The organism is Amycolatopsis echigonensis (assembly GCF_002846615.1).
GTDB classification, from domain to species: Bacteria; Actinomycetota; Actinomycetes; order Mycobacteriales; family Pseudonocardiaceae; genus Amycolatopsis; species Amycolatopsis echigonensis.
Genome location: NZ_PJMY01000001.1, coordinates 281272 through 295315 on the forward strand (window position 1 = coordinate 281272; position 14044 = coordinate 295315).

At 70.3% G+C, this 14044-nt stretch carries 14 protein-coding genes; 3 read left to right on the top strand and 11 right to left on the bottom strand.

Features of this window, described 5'->3' with window-relative positions; genetic code table 11:
* Positions 1-222: 222 nt before the first annotated feature.
* The 4 genes from ATK30_RS01330 to ATK30_RS01345 all read right to left on the bottom strand — a co-directional run bounded on the left by ATK30_RS01330 (position 223) and on the right by ATK30_RS01345 (position 3103).
* Positions 223-585 (bottom strand): VOC family protein, encoded by a 363-nt coding sequence (locus ATK30_RS01330; protein ID WP_158242429.1) that lies wholly within the window; start codon positions 583-585, stop codon positions 223-225.
* A 29-nt stretch (positions 586-614) separates the two neighbouring features.
* Positions 615-1313 carry an aldo/keto reductase gene (locus tag ATK30_RS01335; protein ID WP_341867334.1) on the bottom strand — a complete coding sequence of 233 codons (699 nt, stop codon included), beginning with the start codon at positions 1311-1313 and terminating at the stop codon, positions 615-617.
* On the bottom strand, positions 1306-2514 hold the full coding sequence (locus ATK30_RS01340) for an IS110 family RNA-guided transposase (protein ID WP_101433892.1): 1209 nt from the start codon (positions 2512-2514) through the stop codon (positions 1306-1308). Before ATK30_RS01340 ends, ATK30_RS01335 begins: the two co-directional genes overlap by 8 nt.
* 82 nt (positions 2515-2596) lie before the next feature.
* Positions 2597-3103 (bottom strand): aldo/keto reductase, encoded by a 507-nt coding sequence (locus ATK30_RS01345; RefSeq protein WP_101433893.1) that lies wholly within the window; start codon positions 3101-3103, stop codon positions 2597-2599.
* Between the two features lie 73 nt (positions 3104-3176).
* Between ATK30_RS01345 and ATK30_RS01350 the strand changes: the two genes are divergently transcribed.
* Both ATK30_RS01350 and ATK30_RS01355 read left to right on the top strand, forming a co-directional pair.
* On the top strand, positions 3177-3713 hold the full coding sequence (locus ATK30_RS01350) for a TetR/AcrR family transcriptional regulator (protein WP_101433894.1): 537 nt from the start codon (positions 3177-3179) through the stop codon (positions 3711-3713).
* A 164-nt stretch (positions 3714-3877) separates the two neighbouring features.
* On the top strand, positions 3878-4972 hold the full coding sequence (locus ATK30_RS01355; protein WP_101433895.1) for a hypothetical protein: 1095 nt from the start codon (positions 3878-3880) through the stop codon (positions 4970-4972).
* A gap of 68 nt (positions 4973-5040) precedes the next feature.
* Here ATK30_RS01355 and pabB read toward each other — a convergent pair whose 3' ends face one another.
* From pabB to ATK30_RS01370, 3 genes are read right to left on the bottom strand one after another with little or no spacing between them, the layout of a single operon-like run.
* The gene (gene pabB / locus ATK30_RS01360; protein ID WP_101433896.1) at positions 5041-6198 is read right to left on the bottom strand and encodes an aminodeoxychorismate synthase component I; all 1158 of its coding nucleotides are present in this window, start codon (positions 6196-6198) and stop codon (positions 5041-5043) included.
* Positions 6195-7043: a formyltetrahydrofolate deformylase gene (purU, locus tag ATK30_RS01365; protein ID WP_101433897.1), complete on the bottom strand. Its 849-nt coding sequence runs from the start codon at positions 7041-7043 to the stop codon at positions 6195-6197. The genes pabB and purU overlap by 4 nt, the downstream gene beginning before the upstream one ends.
* A gap of 10 nt (positions 7044-7053) precedes the next feature.
* On the bottom strand, positions 7054-8427 hold the full coding sequence (locus ATK30_RS01370) for an L-serine ammonia-lyase (RefSeq protein WP_101433898.1): 1374 nt from the start codon (positions 8425-8427) through the stop codon (positions 7054-7056).
* A gap of 110 nt (positions 8428-8537) precedes the next feature.
* Between ATK30_RS01370 and ATK30_RS01375 the strand changes: the two genes are divergently transcribed.
* Positions 8538-9212: a GntR family transcriptional regulator gene (locus ATK30_RS01375; protein WP_101433899.1), complete on the top strand. Its 675-nt coding sequence runs from the start codon at positions 8538-8540 to the stop codon at positions 9210-9212.
* 23 nt (positions 9213-9235) lie between these two features.
* Here ATK30_RS01375 and folP read toward each other — a convergent pair whose 3' ends face one another.
* From folP to ATK30_RS01395, 4 genes are read right to left on the bottom strand one after another with little or no spacing between them, the layout of a single operon-like run.
* Complete coding sequence (gene folP, locus ATK30_RS01380; RefSeq protein ID WP_101433900.1) at positions 9236-10075, bottom strand: dihydropteroate synthase; 840 nt, start codon at positions 10073-10075, stop codon at positions 9236-9238.
* The gene (locus tag ATK30_RS01385; protein WP_101433901.1) at positions 10072-10920 is read right to left on the bottom strand and encodes a bifunctional 5,10-methylenetetrahydrofolate dehydrogenase/5,10-methenyltetrahydrofolate cyclohydrolase; all 849 of its coding nucleotides are present in this window, start codon (positions 10918-10920) and stop codon (positions 10072-10074) included. The genes folP and ATK30_RS01385 overlap by 4 nt, the downstream gene beginning before the upstream one ends.
* Complete coding sequence (locus tag ATK30_RS01390) at positions 10917-11537, bottom strand: cyclodeaminase/cyclohydrolase family protein (RefSeq protein WP_101433902.1); 621 nt, start codon at positions 11535-11537, stop codon at positions 10917-10919. Before ATK30_RS01390 ends, ATK30_RS01385 begins: the two co-directional genes overlap by 4 nt.
* Positions 11538-11560: 23 nt before the next feature.
* Positions 11561-14035: a GcvT family protein gene (locus ATK30_RS01395; RefSeq protein WP_101433903.1), complete on the bottom strand. Its 2475-nt coding sequence runs from the start codon at positions 14033-14035 to the stop codon at positions 11561-11563.
* Positions 14036-14044 lie beyond the last annotated feature (9 nt).

Below are 14044 nucleotides of genomic sequence, written 5' to 3' on the forward strand. Positions count from 1 at the left end.
AATCCGCCGGACGCGCGTCGTTCGACGGGCTGCCCGGCGCCACCGGCAGCGGCCAATCCGACCACGTCCACGGGCACCTCCTCTTCGCCGCGTTTCCTGCCAGGAACAACGGGAAACGTTCCAGCGCCCGGGGTCAGCGGCGCATTCGGAATCCACAGTTCGATCTCTTCCGGCCCGAGGACGCGACGCCCTGTCCATGGCTTTATCCGCGAACGAATCCGCCTACGTCATGGCCCGCAGGCAGAACGGATGCCCGGCTGGATCACGGAGCACCCGGAAGCGGTCCGGGCCGGGCTGCGCCGCTTCCTTGGCGGCTCCGAGCCCGATCGCCGTGCGTTCGGCGGCATCGAGGTCTTCGACGGCGAGGTCGAGGTGGATCTGTTGCGAGCGCTCGGCGGACGGCCAGGTCGGCGGCCGGTACTCGGCGACCTTGACCGCGCCGAGGTGGAGCGGACCGGCTTTGACCGCACAGAATCCCGGTGTCTCGACCACGGTCTCGCCGTCCAGCATTTCGGCCCAGAAGCGGGCCAACGCGGCGGGGTCGGCGCATTCGAGGTTGATCGCGGCGATACGGGCTGCAGGCATGCGCACTCCAGAAGTCGGCGAAGCGGGCATCACGGCACCGGAACGAGCGGACCGTCGAGGAGGCTCCGGTCGCCGTCGAAACCGCGGGCCAGCGCGGCCTCCACGTCTGCGTGCGGCGCGCCTGGCCGGACGGCGCTGACCTCGTCCAGCAGGTCGCGGTGCTCCCGGCTGAGGTCGACCTCCAGCGCGTCCAGGTATCCCCGCAGGTGGGCCTGGGTGCGGGGCCCCACGATCGGGACCAGCGCGGTCCGCGTCCGCTCGGCGCGATGACGCAGCCAGGCCAGCGCGACCTGGACCGGACCCGTCCCGGCCTCCTCAGCGACCGAAAGGACCGCGTCGAGCACGGCGGCCCGCTGCCCGGACTTCGCGTCCGCCGTTCCCTGTGCGGTGAGCCGGCCCTCTTCGCCGCGCCGGTACTTCCCCGTCAGCAGCCCGCCGGCGAGCGGCGAATACGCGACGATTCCCATCCCGTGGGCACGTGCCATCGGGATGAGTTCCCGGTCCGCGGAGCGCTCCGCCAGGCTGTACTCGGTCTCGATGCCGGCCAGCGCCGAAAAGCCGCCCACCTCCGATCTCACCGCGGCGCCCGCGACTCGCCAGGCCGGGAAGTTGGACAGTCCGCCGTACCGGATCTTGCCCGCTCGCCGCAGGTCCTCGAAGCCGGACAAGATCTCCGGCATCGGGGTCACGCCGTCCGGAAAGTGCTGCCTAATGTTTATGTCAAGCAGCGGTAGCCGTGGTGTGTCGGTAGTCGGCCTGGTAAGGCTGGCGGGTGCGCAGGAGCGCGTAGAGGACGTTGATGCGTCGTCGGGCCAGCGCGATCAGTGCCTGGTGATGGCGCTTCCCTTCGGCGCGTTTGCGCTGGTAGAAAGCTTTGCTGAGTGGGTCGGTGCGGATCGCGCAGAACGCGGACTGGTAGAAGATGAACTTCAGGTGTTTGCTGCCGGCGGTGGCTCGCCGCAGGTAGTTCATCTTCCCGGACTGCTGCAGGACCGGCGCGAGGCCGGCGGCCGAAGCGAGCTGATCGGCGCTGGCGAAGCGGTCCAGGTTTCCTGCCTCCGCGAGGAATTCCGCGGTCAGGGTGGCCCCCATCCCCGGCAGGCTTCGGACGAGGGCCGCGTCAGGGTGGCGGTCGAGCCCGTCGGCGATCTGGTTCTCCAGTTCGCCGATGCGGTGCCGGGCCGCGATCGCGTCGGTGGCGAACTCGCGGGCGAACTCGGCCATGCGCTTCTGCCCGGGAACGATCACATGCTGGGCCTGAGCGGCCGCAATCGCCTTGCCTGCCAAGGGTTCGGCATAGCTGCGGCGGACGCCCGCGGCCAGCATGTGATCGATCAGGCCGTCGCGTCCGGCTTCGCGGACCTCTTCCGGTGTGACGAAGCGGACCAGAAGCCGCAGGTCGCTGAGGTTGGTCACGTCCACGACGCGTTCCAGGCCGGGGAAGAACCCGGCCAGGGTTTCGCGCAGCCGGTTGAGGCGGCGGGTCTGATCGATGACGAGTTCACGGCGTCGGGAGACCAGCATCCGCAGGTCGAGGGTGATGTCGTCCTCGGCGGTGACGATGCGCCAGTCGTCGCGCAGGCGCAGCTGGTCGGCGATGGTGGCCGCGTCGCGGGGATCGGATTTGGCTTCGCCGCCCTTGCTGGCGCGGCGGGCTCGGTTGACCACCAGGCCCGGGACGTGGACCAGGCGGACACCTGCCTCCAGCAGCATGGCGGTCAGCAAGCTGGCCACTCCGCCCATCAGGTCGATCGCGGCGGTGAGCTCGCCGTGCTCGGCTTCGGCCTGGCGCAGCTGGGCGATCAGGGCGTCGATGCTGTCCGGGTCGTTGTCGACGCGCCGGGAGAGCAGGACTTTCCCGGTCTCGGCGGCGACGATCGCGACCCAGTGGAACTCCTTGGCGACATCGATGCCTGCTTTTACTGCCATCGAACCTCCGGTCGATCACACGGTGTGGTGCGTCCCGATTCCGCCGTCAACGCCCTACATAGCGATGGTTCGCAGTGCCTAATCAGCGGTCAGAACCAGGTGGTGGAGCGGGCGGCACAGCACTCTGAACCATCACCGGCAGCAGGCATGAAAGCCATACCCGCTCCACCTGCATCCGCCGATCCTCGCGGACCGCGGACATCCCTGAAAGGTAGGGCGGCATGAAGACGTCCACGTAGTCGGTCTTCAACCGTCGCAGGCTCTCCTCGAGCGAGCGGATCATGCTCTTGCGGCTGTTGCCAGTAGCGGTCGGCCGTCGATCCGGCTGGCTGGTCGCGGTGTACTTGGTGATCACCACGAATTCGTCGCGGTCGCGGCCGAGAAGCTCGCCCAGCACGGTCTCGGCCTCGCCGTTCTGGGCGATGTTCGACACGTCGAACGTGGTGCCGCCCGCCGCGACGAAGTCCTCGAAGATCGCCTTCGCGCCCGCCAGCCCCGCAGCGGCCGGCGCCGAGCCGAAGTTGGACGTGCCCAGCACGTACTCGGAGATCCGCAAGCCGCTCTGTCTTCCGAAAGTCTGGTAGCGCACGAAATCCTCCCGAGGGGGCGAGCTGTGGGGTATGGTTCGGACGGTATCACATAAAACGAATGGTCGTTCTTTTATGCCGAGAGTCACTCAAGCCCATCTCGACGCGCGCCGTCAGCAGATCATCGACGCCGCCCGCGCCCGCTTCGCCACGCACGGTTTCGCCCGGACGTCCATGACCGACCTCGTCGAAGCCTCCGGCCTGTCCACCGGGGCGATCTACCGGTACTTCAAGGGCAAAGACCAGATCGTCGCCGCCATCTGCGAGCAGGGCGGCCAAGCGCTGCCCGACGAGCTGACCGCCCAGTCCGTCCAGGACTTCCTCGAGCACATCCGCACCCTCGCGCGGGAAGAGGACCACGCCCGTCTGGTGACCCAGATCTACGCCGAGGCCGCCGTTTCCGAGCCGCTGGCCGCCCTCGTCCGGCAGCAGCTCGACGAACTGCGCTCCGCGGTCGCGGCACGCCTGCCCGACCGCGAACCGGCGGAAGCCGCCCGGATAGCCGAAGCGTTCGTGGCCCTCTGCGACGGCTACCGCCAGCAACTCGCCGTCCGCGGCGACCTCGACCCGGCCCCGTTCGCCGCGGCGATCCTGGCGGCCATCGAGTCTTGAGGACGACGCGACCCGCAGGCGGGGCTGCCCGCGGAGCGGTTGTCACGACAGCGCACGAGAGGTCGACGCGGACCGGAGCGACTGATGACGTTCGTGGGCGCGCGTACTAATCTCTTGCTCACTCGGGTCCGATCAGGAGCCGCCTGGTCAGGACGGATTCGCCGATGAGCGCAGTCCCCGCTGCCGACACGCCGCCGGTGCCGGACCGCGTCGTCGCCGTCGAGCCGGAAGAGGGCCGTCCGTCCGGACAGGACCGATGGTTCGCGCTAGGCCTCCGCGGGCGGCGGAGCACGCGGTACATCCGCGTCCTCGTCCCGTTCGCCTGCTTGGCGGTGTGCGTCGCGATAATCGTGTTCGCCCGGTCGAAGACTTACCTCGCTCTTCCCGCCGTTGTCGCCGTCCTCTCCGCCGCCAGGCTCCGGTTGCTCGCCCGGATCGCCTTTCGTTCCCCGCGGAAGGTGCGGAAGCGGTTGCTCGACCTGCCGTTCCGCAAGGTGCTCGTGGACGACGACATGCTCCGGGCCACGAAGCGTGCGCTCTACCTGAGGCTGGCGAACGACCAGTGGTTCCGCGTCGGCCCGCCCGCGATGAACGGCTTGACCAACAGCCGGGGTTACGTCTGGGCGGTCGGCCCCGAGCCTTCGGGCCGTGCGGGGTTCGTGGTGCCAGGCGTAGTGACGCCAGCCGTTCTGCGCGCCCGCACACTGCCCGGCTCGGCGCGTCCGGTGCCCCCTCGGATACCGGATCCGACCCGCAACGCGCTGTTCCACCTCATCATCCGGCTCTACCGGCCCCGGATCATCGCGGACGCCGGCCTGAGACTCGCGCTGGCGGCCTGGCTGGGCGCCACCTACGCGCCGCTGCTGCTGCGCCCCTACCGGAAATCCGACGAACTCCTCGGGTTCGCCACGTTCTTGGGGCTCTATCTGGCCGCCACCCTCATCTGGACGTCAGCGGTGTCCCTGCGCCACTGGCTGATCCGCGCACCTCGGGCAGCCCGGACAACCTCGTGGACCCCGTTGCGGATCGTCTCCGACTCGGTCAGAAACGGCGGCAATCGCGGGAAACTCTTCTGTCGGGTCACCTCACCGGAAGGAACCCGCACGGCGTCGCTCGCCGGAGTCTCCCTCGTCGCCTCAGCCCAAGCGTCCGGGGTCGTGTGGGTAGCGGGCCAGCCGAAAAAGGGGACTGTCTTCATCGGACTGCCCGGCTACCCGGTCCTCGGCCACGCGAAACTCGGGCGCATCGAGCGCGACTGACCGGCGCGGCACGGATTCCTCGCCGTCACGACCGAACCAGGGCAAGGACCGACCCGGATCCGCTCCCTTCACCCTCGGCCGACGGGCACCCGGGCCACCGACTCGCCCCGTCGCAAAATCCGCGCCTTGGCCAGCAGCTCGCGATGCTCCGCGTCCGCACTCGAGCCCCAAGTGATTCCGCCGCCCACCCCGTACTCCGCCGTGCCTGCCGCACGATCGACCACAGCGGTGCGGATCGCGACGCTGAACCGGGACCGGACCGGCGCGCTCGGCGGCGCCGCCCAGCCGATCGCTCCACAGTAGACACCTCGGGGCGTGTCCTCCAGTTCCCGGATCAGCGTCATGGTGCGGGCTTTCGGCGCGCCAGTGACCGATCCGCACGGGAACAGCGCGGCGAACAGGTCCGGCAATCCGGTCTCGGGCCGCAGCCTCGCGGTCACCTCGGAGGTCAGCTGCAACACGGTCGGATACCGCTCCACGCGCAACAACGAGGGCACCCGAACGCTGCCCGGCACCGCTACGCGGGCGACGTCGTTGCGCATCAGGTCCACGATCATGATGTTCTCGGCGCGTTCCTTCTCGTCGCCGCGCAGCTCGCGTGCCCGGGCACGGTCGTCGGACGGGGTCGGCCCGGCGGGGGCGGTTCCTTTCATCGGCCGCAAAAGCAGCTCGTCGCCGCGGCGTTCGAAGAACAACTCGGGGCTCGCGCTGGCGATCACGAACCGGCCGGTGTCGAGGCGAGCGTGGCAGGAACCTCGTTGTGCCGAACAGAGATCCCGATACAACCCATCGGGGTCACCGAAGAACGATCCGCGCATGCGCACGGTCAGATTGGTCTGATACGTCTCCCCCGCGGCGATCTTCTCGCGCACCCGCTGCACGAGGCCGTAATACTCGGTACGCGACCAGTGCTCACGCCAATGCACGTCGTATTCGCCAACGGACGTCGACGAGATCGCCTCCTGCGGCTGGTCGGTCAGGCCGAACCACACCAGCGGGAGACCCTCCGGTGGCTCGGCATGCACGTCCAACCCATACGCGGCCGCAGCCTCGTACGCTACAAAGCCGTAGGCCCACTTTCCCCGCGCAGTCGCCGCTTCGACGGCTTCCAGCACCGGCACCACGTCCGCCGGCCGATACGCGGCCAGGATCCGGCTGGGCGCGGCGAACCGCAGTCCGGTCCCGGCGCGCAGGTCGTCGAAGCGCGCCGGGCCGGGCGGCGTCATGGGAAGACGACCGTGCTGTGGCCGTTCAGCAGGACTCGCCGCTCGCAGTGCCACCGCACGGCCCGCGACAACGCAAGCGCCTCCGCGTCGCGGCCGACTGTCTGCAGCGCACGGGGATCGTAGGTGTGGTCGATCCGGATGACCTCCTGCTCGATGATCGGCCCCTCGTCGAGGTCGGAGGTGACGTAGTGCGCGGTCGCGCCGACCAGTTTCACGCCGCGGCCGTACGCCTGGTGGTAGGGCTTGGCGCCCTTGAACCCGGGCAGGAAGGAGTGGTGGATGTTGATCGCCCGGCCGTACAGCGCCTTGCTGGTCTCGTCCGACAGGATCTGCATGTACCGGGCCAGGACGACGAGTTCGGCGTCGAATTCGTCGACCAGCCGCAGCAGCCGCGCCTCGGCGTCGGCCTTGGTCTCCGGCGTGACCGGCACGTGCACGAACGGCAGCCCGGCCGCCTCCGCCATCGGCCGCAGGTCCTCGTGGTTGGACACCACGGCGACCAGATCCGCCCCGAGACTTCCCGCGCGCCAGCGGAAAATCAGGTCGTTGAGGCAATGCCCGAGCTTGGAGACCATGACCAGCACGCGCGCGTTCCGGTTCGCACTGAACGCGTAGGTCATCTGGAATTCCGTGGCGATGTCCGAGAAGGCGCGCGACAGCGCGTCCAGATCCGTTTCCTCGGGGGCGCTGACCTGGGTCCGCATGAACAACCGGTCGCTCATCGCGTCGTCGAACTGCTGGTGCTGGCCGATGTCGCACCCGTGCTCGTAGAGGAAGCCGCTGACGGCGCGCACGATGCCGGTGCGGTTGGGGCAGCTCAGGGTGAGCGTGAACGAATGGGTCATCGGAAGCTCCTCAGCATTCGACGATGTTCAGGGCCAGCCCGCCGCGGGCGGTCTCCTTGTACTTGTCCTTCATGTCCGCGCCGGTCTCGCGCATGGTCTTGATGGCCTTGTCCAGGGACACGTGGTGCGCGCCGTCACCGCGCACGGCCAGCCGCGCGGCGGTGATCGCCTTCACGGACGCGACCGCGTTGCGTTCGATGCACGGGATCTGCACGAGCCCGCCGACTGGGTCGCAGGTGAGGCCGAGGTTGTGCTCGATCCCGATCTCGGCGGCGTTCTCCACCTGCTCGGGCGTGCCGCCGAGCAGTTCGGCGAGTCCGGCGGCGGCCATCGAGCACGCGGAACCGACCTCCCCCTGGCACCCGACCTCGGCACCCGAAATCGACGCGTTCTCCTTGAACAGCAGGCCGATCGCGCCCGCGGTGAGCAGGAAGCGCACGGCCTGCTCAGGCGAGAACGACGGCAGGAATTTCGCGGCGTAGTGCAGCACCGCCGGCACGATCCCGGCGGCGCCGTTCGTCGGCGCGGTCACCACCCGGCCGCCCGCGGCGTTCTCCTCGTTGACCGCAAGCGCGAGCAACGTCACCCATTCCATGGCGCGCAACGGATCGTCTTCGTCCACTCCGGACTCGAGCCGTTCGCGCAGCCGCGCCGCGCGCCGCCGGACCTTGAGCCCGCCGGGCAGCACTCCCCCGGTGCGCGTGCCGCGGTCGACGCATTCGCGCATGACCGCCCAGACCTCCAGCAGTCCAGCGCGAATCTCGTCCTCGGTGCGCCACGCGAGTTCGTTGGCGAGCATCAGGTCGCTGATCCGCAACCCGGACTCGGCGGTCAGCGCCAGCAGTTCGTCGCCGGTCGTGAAGGGATACCGGACCGGCGTGGCGTCCGCGACCAGGACCGGCTGGCCCGCTTCGTCTTCGTCCAGCACGAATCCGCCGCCGACCGAGTAGTACTCCCGCCGCTCGATGCGCGTCCGGTCCGCGTCGAACGCCTCGAACACCATGCCGTTGCTGTGGAAATCCAGCCGTTTGCGGCGATGCAGCACCACGTCGTCGTCGGGCGAGAACGCGATCTTGTGCTCGCCGCCGAGGCAAAGCAGCCCCTCGGCACGCACAGCGTCCGCCGCCGGGCCGGCCGCGACCGGATCGACGAGATGCGGCTGCTCGCCGGACAGCCCGAGCACCACCGCCTTCACGCTGCCGTGTCCGTGCCCGGTGGCGCCGAGCGAGCCGAACAGCTCACATCGGACGCGCCGCACCCGCGGCAGCTCGCCAGCCGCCCGAAGCCGCTCGACGAACTCGTACGCCGCGCGCATCGGCCCGACCGTGTGCGAGCTCGACGGGCCGATCCCGACCTTGAAGAGGTCGAACACGCTGATCGTCATCGTCGCTCCCGGAGTTCTCGCGGCATCGGCGCCTTCAGACACCGGATTGATGTATCAACACTCGCCGCGGTGGACATCACGCCGCCGATCCCGGGTTTCCCGGGCTTACCATGGGTTTCGTGACCCTTGCTCGCGATGAACCCGACCAGCTGCCCGCGTCGCTCGCCGACCGCGCTTACGCGGCCATCCAGGACCAGCTGATCATGCTGGACATCCCGCCGATGTCCGCGATCGACGACGCCGCGTTGAGCGCCTCGCTGGGCGTCGGCCGCACGCCGGTCCGCGAGGCGCTCAAGCGCCTGGAGACCGACCGGCTCGTGGTGTCCTACCCGCGCCGCGGGACGTTCGCGACCGCCGTGGACATCACGGACCTGGCCTATATCTCGGAAATCCGCGTCCAGCTCGAGCCGCTGGCCGCCCGCCGGGCCGCGGACAGCGCGGCCGGACCGGTGCGGACCCGCCTCGCGGAGCTCGCCGACGACCTCCAGGACACCGACGCCCGCGCCCTGGACCGGGACACCCTGATGAAATGGGACCTGCGCGTGCACCGCGCGATCTACCGGGCGGCCGGGAACCCGCATCTGGAAGACACCCTGGTCCGCTACAACAACCTCGCCACCCGGATCTTCTGTCTCTTCCTCGACCGGATGCCGCATTTCGACCAGCACGTCGAGGAACACGTCGGCCTGCTGCGCGCGATCGCCAGCGGCAAGGCGAAGACCGCCGAACGGCTGGCCCGCGAGCACGTGACCGGCTTCGAGAAAGCCGTCCGCGCGGTCATCTGACGCCGTCTGCGCGGCTGCCGTGGTCATCCCGCCGCCGCCAGGACGGTGAGCGCGTCGGCTGTCGCGGCCACGTCGTGGACGCGGAGGATCTTCGCCCCGCGCCGCGCCGCCACCATCGCCGCGGCGACCGAGGCGGCCTCCCGCTGCCCGACCGGGCGGCCGGTCAGCCGGCCGAGCATCGCCTTGCGGGAGAGCCCGGCCATGACCGGCGCGCCGAGGTCGGCGAACCGGTCGAGAGACCGCAGCAGCGCCAGGTTGTGCTCCAGCGTCTTGCCGAATCCGAACCCCGGGTCGACGACCAGGTGCTCGCGCGGGATCCCGGCCCGCAGGCATGTGTCCATCCGGTCCTGGAGGAATTCGCGCACCTCGGCCACGACGTCGTCGTAGCGCGGGTCCTGCTGCATTGTGTGCGGCGGCCCCAGCATGTGCGTCAGGCAGACCGGCACGCCGAGCCGGGCCGCCGTTTCCACCGCGTCCGGATACCGCAGCGCCCGCACGTCGTTGATCAAAACGGCTTCCGCCCGGACCGCGGCGTCCATCACCTCGGGCCGGGAGGTGTCGATCGACAGCGGCACGGGCACGCGGGCGGCCAGCTGCTCGATGACGCCGGTGACCCGGTCCAGTTCTTCCTGGAGCGAGGGCGGATGCGCGCCCGGCCGGGTGGACTCGCCCCCGATGTCGAGCAGGTCGGCGCCCTCGTCGGCGAGCCGGAGCGCGTGGTCGAGGGCGGCGGCCGGATCGCGCCCGCCGTCGGAGAAGGAATCGGGCGTGACGTTGACGATTCCGCAGACGAGGTGCCCTGGCCGGTGCAGCTTCCCGAGCAGTGTCTCGTGGGCGGGAGACCGCAGCGTTCCTGTGGTCACGGGAATCTCCCGGCTGCCGATTGGATGGTCTGGCGCAACAGCAGGGCGGTCGTGACCGGGCCGACTCCGCCGGGCACCGGGGTGAGCCCGCCCGCCCGGCCGGAGACGGCCCGTTCGTCCACGTCGCCGACGAGCCCGCCGTCGGCCGTCGGGTTGGTGCCGACGTCGACGACGATCGCGTCCGGGCCGACGTGCTCGGCCTTGATCAGGCCCGGCTGGCCGACCGCGACCACGAGGACGTCCGCCGGGCGGGTCAGCGCGGCGAGGTCCTTGGTGTGGCGGTGGCAGACGGCCACGGTCGCGTCCCGCTGCAACAGCAGCTGCGCGGCCGGCTTCCCGACCACGTTCGACCGCCCGACCACGACCGCGGTGCGCCCGGCGAGCGGGACGTCGTAGTGGTCCAGCAGCGCGAGCACCGCGGCGGCGGTCGCGGGCGCGAACGCCGGAAGCCCCGCGCTCAGCCTGCCCAGGGAAAGCGGATTCGCTCCGTCGACGTCCTTCTCCGGGGCGATCGCCGAGGCGAGGTCCTCGAAATGGGCACCGTCCGGCAACGGCGTCTGCAGCATGATCCCGTGCACGGCCGGGTCCTCGCTCAAGGCCGCCAGCGCGGCGCGGATCTGCCCGGGCTTCGCCTGCGGCCCGAGGTCGACGACGTCGCAGTCGATGCCGGTTTTCCGCGCCGCACCGGCGATCGAGCGGACGTACCACGCGCTCGACTCGTCGTCGGTGGCGACGACCACCGCGAGCCGGGCCGAGGTCCCGGCCCCGGTCAGGGCGGCCGCGGCCGCGGTGACTTCCGCGCGGAGGTTCCGGGCCAGTTCGGTCCCGCTCAGCACCGCGGTCATCGGGCGATCACCTCCCGCACCGCGGCGGTCAGCGCGTCGGCACGAGCGAGGAGATCGTCGACCGGCGCGAGCGCACCGGACAGTTCCGCGCGCGCCTCGGCGTCGGTGATGCCGGCGAGGTTGATCTCGACGTTCACCCGGGCAGTGGAGGCAGCGGCCCGGGCCGCGTCGGCGGACGCCGCGACGTCGCTGACGACGTTCCGGTTGCCGATCGGCAGCAGTTGCTCGGCGAGCCCGAGCACTTGCTCGGCCACCGCGAGCACCGCGGCCGGGACTCGTCCCGCCGCGATCAGTGCGTCCGCGATCGCGGCGGAGCGGGCCGCCTTGTCGGAGCCGGTCGCGCGAGGCAGCGCGTAGGCCGCACCGACCCGGCTGAAGACGGCGATGTCCTGTTCGGCGAGCACCGAGGCCTGCTCGCGCAGGTCGTCGGCGCTGTCGCAGATTTTCGCGATCGTTCCAGCGTGCTCGGCATATTTCGGGCCGACGCTGTACCGGGCGACCATGCCGGCGAGCGCGGCGCCCTGAGCCGCGTGCAGTGCCGCGCTCGCTCCGCCGCCGGGCGCGGGCACCCGCCCGGCCAGCGAATCCAGGAACGCGTCAAGGGTTTCCGTGCGCATGGGTGTCGTCCTGTTCTCGCCGCTCAGCGACGGATCCGCGCCATTTCCGGGTCGACCAGCGGTTCCGCGGTCACGGTCGCCCGCACCCGCCGGTCGAAGTACTGGATTTCCACCTGGGTGCCGACCGTCGCCGACGCGGGCAGCCAGGCGTACGCGACCGGCTTGCCGATCGTGTGCCCGAACGCCGCGGAGGTGACGTACCCGTCCGGTTCGCCGTCCAGGAACACCGGCTCGTGCCCGAGGACCACGCTGCGGCCGTCGTCGACGGTCAAGCAGGCCAGGCGGCGGGACACGGTGTCGTTGCTCAGCTCGGCGACCGCGTCGCAGCCGACATAGCCGGTCTTCTTGGCGTTGACCGCGAAACCCAGACCGGCTTCGTACGGGTTGTGCTCGGTGTTCATGTCCGAACCCCAAGCGCGGTAGCCCTTCTCCAGGCGCAGGCTGTTGAACGCGGCCCGGCCCGCGGCGATCACTCCGAGCGGACGACCGGCTTCGAACAACGCGTCCCACAGCCGCTGCCCGTATTCGGCGCTGGTGTAGATCTCCCAGCCCAGTTCGCCCACATAGGACAGTCGCATCGCGACGACCGGGATCCCGGCGATGGTCGCGTGCTTGAGCCGGAAGTACTTCAGCGCCTCGTGGGAGAAGTCGTCGTCGGTCAACGGCTGGACCAGGTCTCGGGCCAGCGGCCCCCAGACCCCGACGCAGCAGGTGCCGCCGGTGATGTCGCGCAGCTGCACGCTGCCGTCCGCGGGCGCCTGCCGGCGGAAGTAGTCCAGATCGAGGTTTCCGTTGGCGCCGACCTGGAACAGCTGCTCGCCGAGCCGCGCGACGGTCAGGTCGCTGCGGATCCCGCCGGCTTCGTCCAACGCCAGCGTGTAGGTCACCGACCCGACCGACTTGTCCATCTTGCCGGTGGTCAGCCGCTGCAGGAACGCCACCGCGCCGCTGCCGAAGACCTCGATCCGCTTCAGCGGCGTCATGTCGTACATCGCCACCGCCGTCCGCGTCTTCCACGCTTCGGCCGCCGCGATCGGCGAATGGAACATCGCCGACCACGCGTCGCGCGACGGCGGCTGCCATTCGGCCGGCAACTCCTTGACCAGGCGGGCATTGGCCTCGTACCAGTGGGGCCGCTCCCACCCGTGCGCTTCGAGGAAGAACGCGCCGAGTTCCTTCTGCCGCGCGTGGAACGGGCTCACCCGCAGGTCGCGCGGCGACAGCTTGGGCTGCAACGGGTGCAGCACGTCGTAGACCTCGACGAAGTTCCGCTGCGCGGTCTCGTCCACATAGGACTGAGTGGTTTCGATCTCGTCGAACCGGTGCACGTCGCAGCCGTGCAGCTCGATCTCGCTGCGGCCGTCGACCAGCAGCTGCGCGACGGAGCGCGCGACGCCCGCGGAATGGGTCACCCACACCGCTTCGGCGATCCAGAACCCGGCCACGTCCGGGGATTCCCCGACGAGCGGGCCGCCGTCCGGGGTGAACGACATGATCCCGTTGAACCCGGTGTCGATCTTGCTGTCCCGCAGCGAGGGCAGCAGCTGCTTGCTGGCCTCCCACGACGGCGCGAAGTCCTCTTCGGTGAACGGCAGCATCGACGGCATCGCCGCCTCGGTGAGGTCGCCGTCCTCGACCTCGGGCAGGTCGCCCAGCCGCACCGGCATCGGGCGGTGCGCGTACGTGCCGATGCCCAGCCGGTCGTTGTGCTCGCGGTAGTACAGGTCGCGGTCTTGGTGGCGAAGGATCGGCAGGCGCGCTTCGATCTGCTCGTCGTTGCGGCCGACGAGCCCGGCGACCTGCCCGGTGCGCGCGTACTGGTGCGCCACCGGCAGCAGCGGCACCCGCATCCCGGCCAGTTCGCCCACCGCCGGTCCCCAGAACCCGGCGCACGACACGACGATGTCGGCCGGGATCTCGTCCCCGGCGGCGGTCCGCACGCCGGTGACGCGCCCGCCCTGCTGGAGGACTTCCGTGACGCGCGTCGAGCCTCGGAAGACCGCGCCGCGCGACTGCGCGCGCCGGGCCAGCGCCGTGACCGCCCGGGACGCCTTGGCCAGGCCGTCGGTGGGCGTGTGGAACCCGCCGAGCACCTGGTCGCGGTCGAGCAGCGGGTACAGCTCCGCGCAGCGCTCCGGTCCGACGACCTCGCCGGGCACGCCCCACGAGGTCGCCCAGCCCTGCTTGCGGTGCAGGTCGGCCAGCCGCTCCGGCGTGGTCGCAATCTCCAGTCCGCCGACCTGGTTGAAACACCAGGCGCCGTCGACGTCGAGGCTCTTGAACTTCTCGACGGTGTAGGTCGCGAAGCGGGTCATGGTCCGGGATCCGTTGGTCTGGAAGACCAAGCCGGGCGCGTGCGAGGTGGAGCCGCCGGCGAGCGGAAGCGGGCCTTGGTCGAGAACGGTGACCTCGGTCCAGCCGCGCTCGGTGAGCTCGTCGGCGAGGTTGGCGCCGACGATCCCGGCTCCGATGACGACGACGCGGGGGGTGGTGCTCATGGGATCTCT

What these genes read in the sequence shown, in the direction of transcription:
- ATK30_RS01330 (WP_158242429.1), bottom strand. Translation starts at nt 585, where the DNA reads ATGCCTGCAGCCCGTATCGCCGCGATCAACCTCGAATGCGCCGACCCC.
- ATK30_RS01340 (WP_101433892.1), bottom strand. Translation starts at nt 2,514, where the DNA reads ATGGCAGTAAAAGCAGGCATCGATGTCGCCAAGGAGTTCCACTGGGTC.
- ATK30_RS01350 (WP_101433894.1), top strand. Translation starts at nt 3,177, where the DNA reads ATGCCGAGAGTCACTCAAGCCCATCTCGACGCGCGCCGTCAGCAGATC.
- ATK30_RS01355 (WP_101433895.1), top strand. Translation starts at nt 3,878, where the DNA reads ATGAGCGCAGTCCCCGCTGCCGACACGCCGCCGGTGCCGGACCGCGTC.
- pabB (WP_101433896.1), bottom strand. Translation starts at nt 6,198, where the DNA reads ATGACGCCGCCCGGCCCGGCGCGCTTCGACGACCTGCGCGCCGGGACC.
- purU (WP_101433897.1), bottom strand. Translation starts at nt 7,043, where the DNA reads ATGACCCATTCGTTCACGCTCACCCTGAGCTGCCCCAACCGCACCGGC.
- ATK30_RS01370 (WP_101433898.1), bottom strand. Translation starts at nt 8,427, where the DNA reads ATGACGATCAGCGTGTTCGACCTCTTCAAGGTCGGGATCGGCCCGTCG.
- ATK30_RS01375 (WP_101433899.1), top strand. Translation starts at nt 8,538, where the DNA reads ATGGGTTTCGTGACCCTTGCTCGCGATGAACCCGACCAGCTGCCCGCG.
- ATK30_RS01385 (WP_101433901.1), bottom strand. Translation starts at nt 10,920, where the DNA reads ATGACCGCGGTGCTGAGCGGGACCGAACTGGCCCGGAACCTCCGCGCG.
- ATK30_RS01390 (WP_101433902.1), bottom strand. Translation starts at nt 11,537, where the DNA reads ATGCGCACGGAAACCCTTGACGCGTTCCTGGATTCGCTGGCCGGGCGG.
- ATK30_RS01395 (WP_101433903.1), bottom strand. Translation starts at nt 14,035, where the DNA reads ATGAGCACCACCCCCCGCGTCGTCGTCATCGGAGCCGGGATCGTCGGC.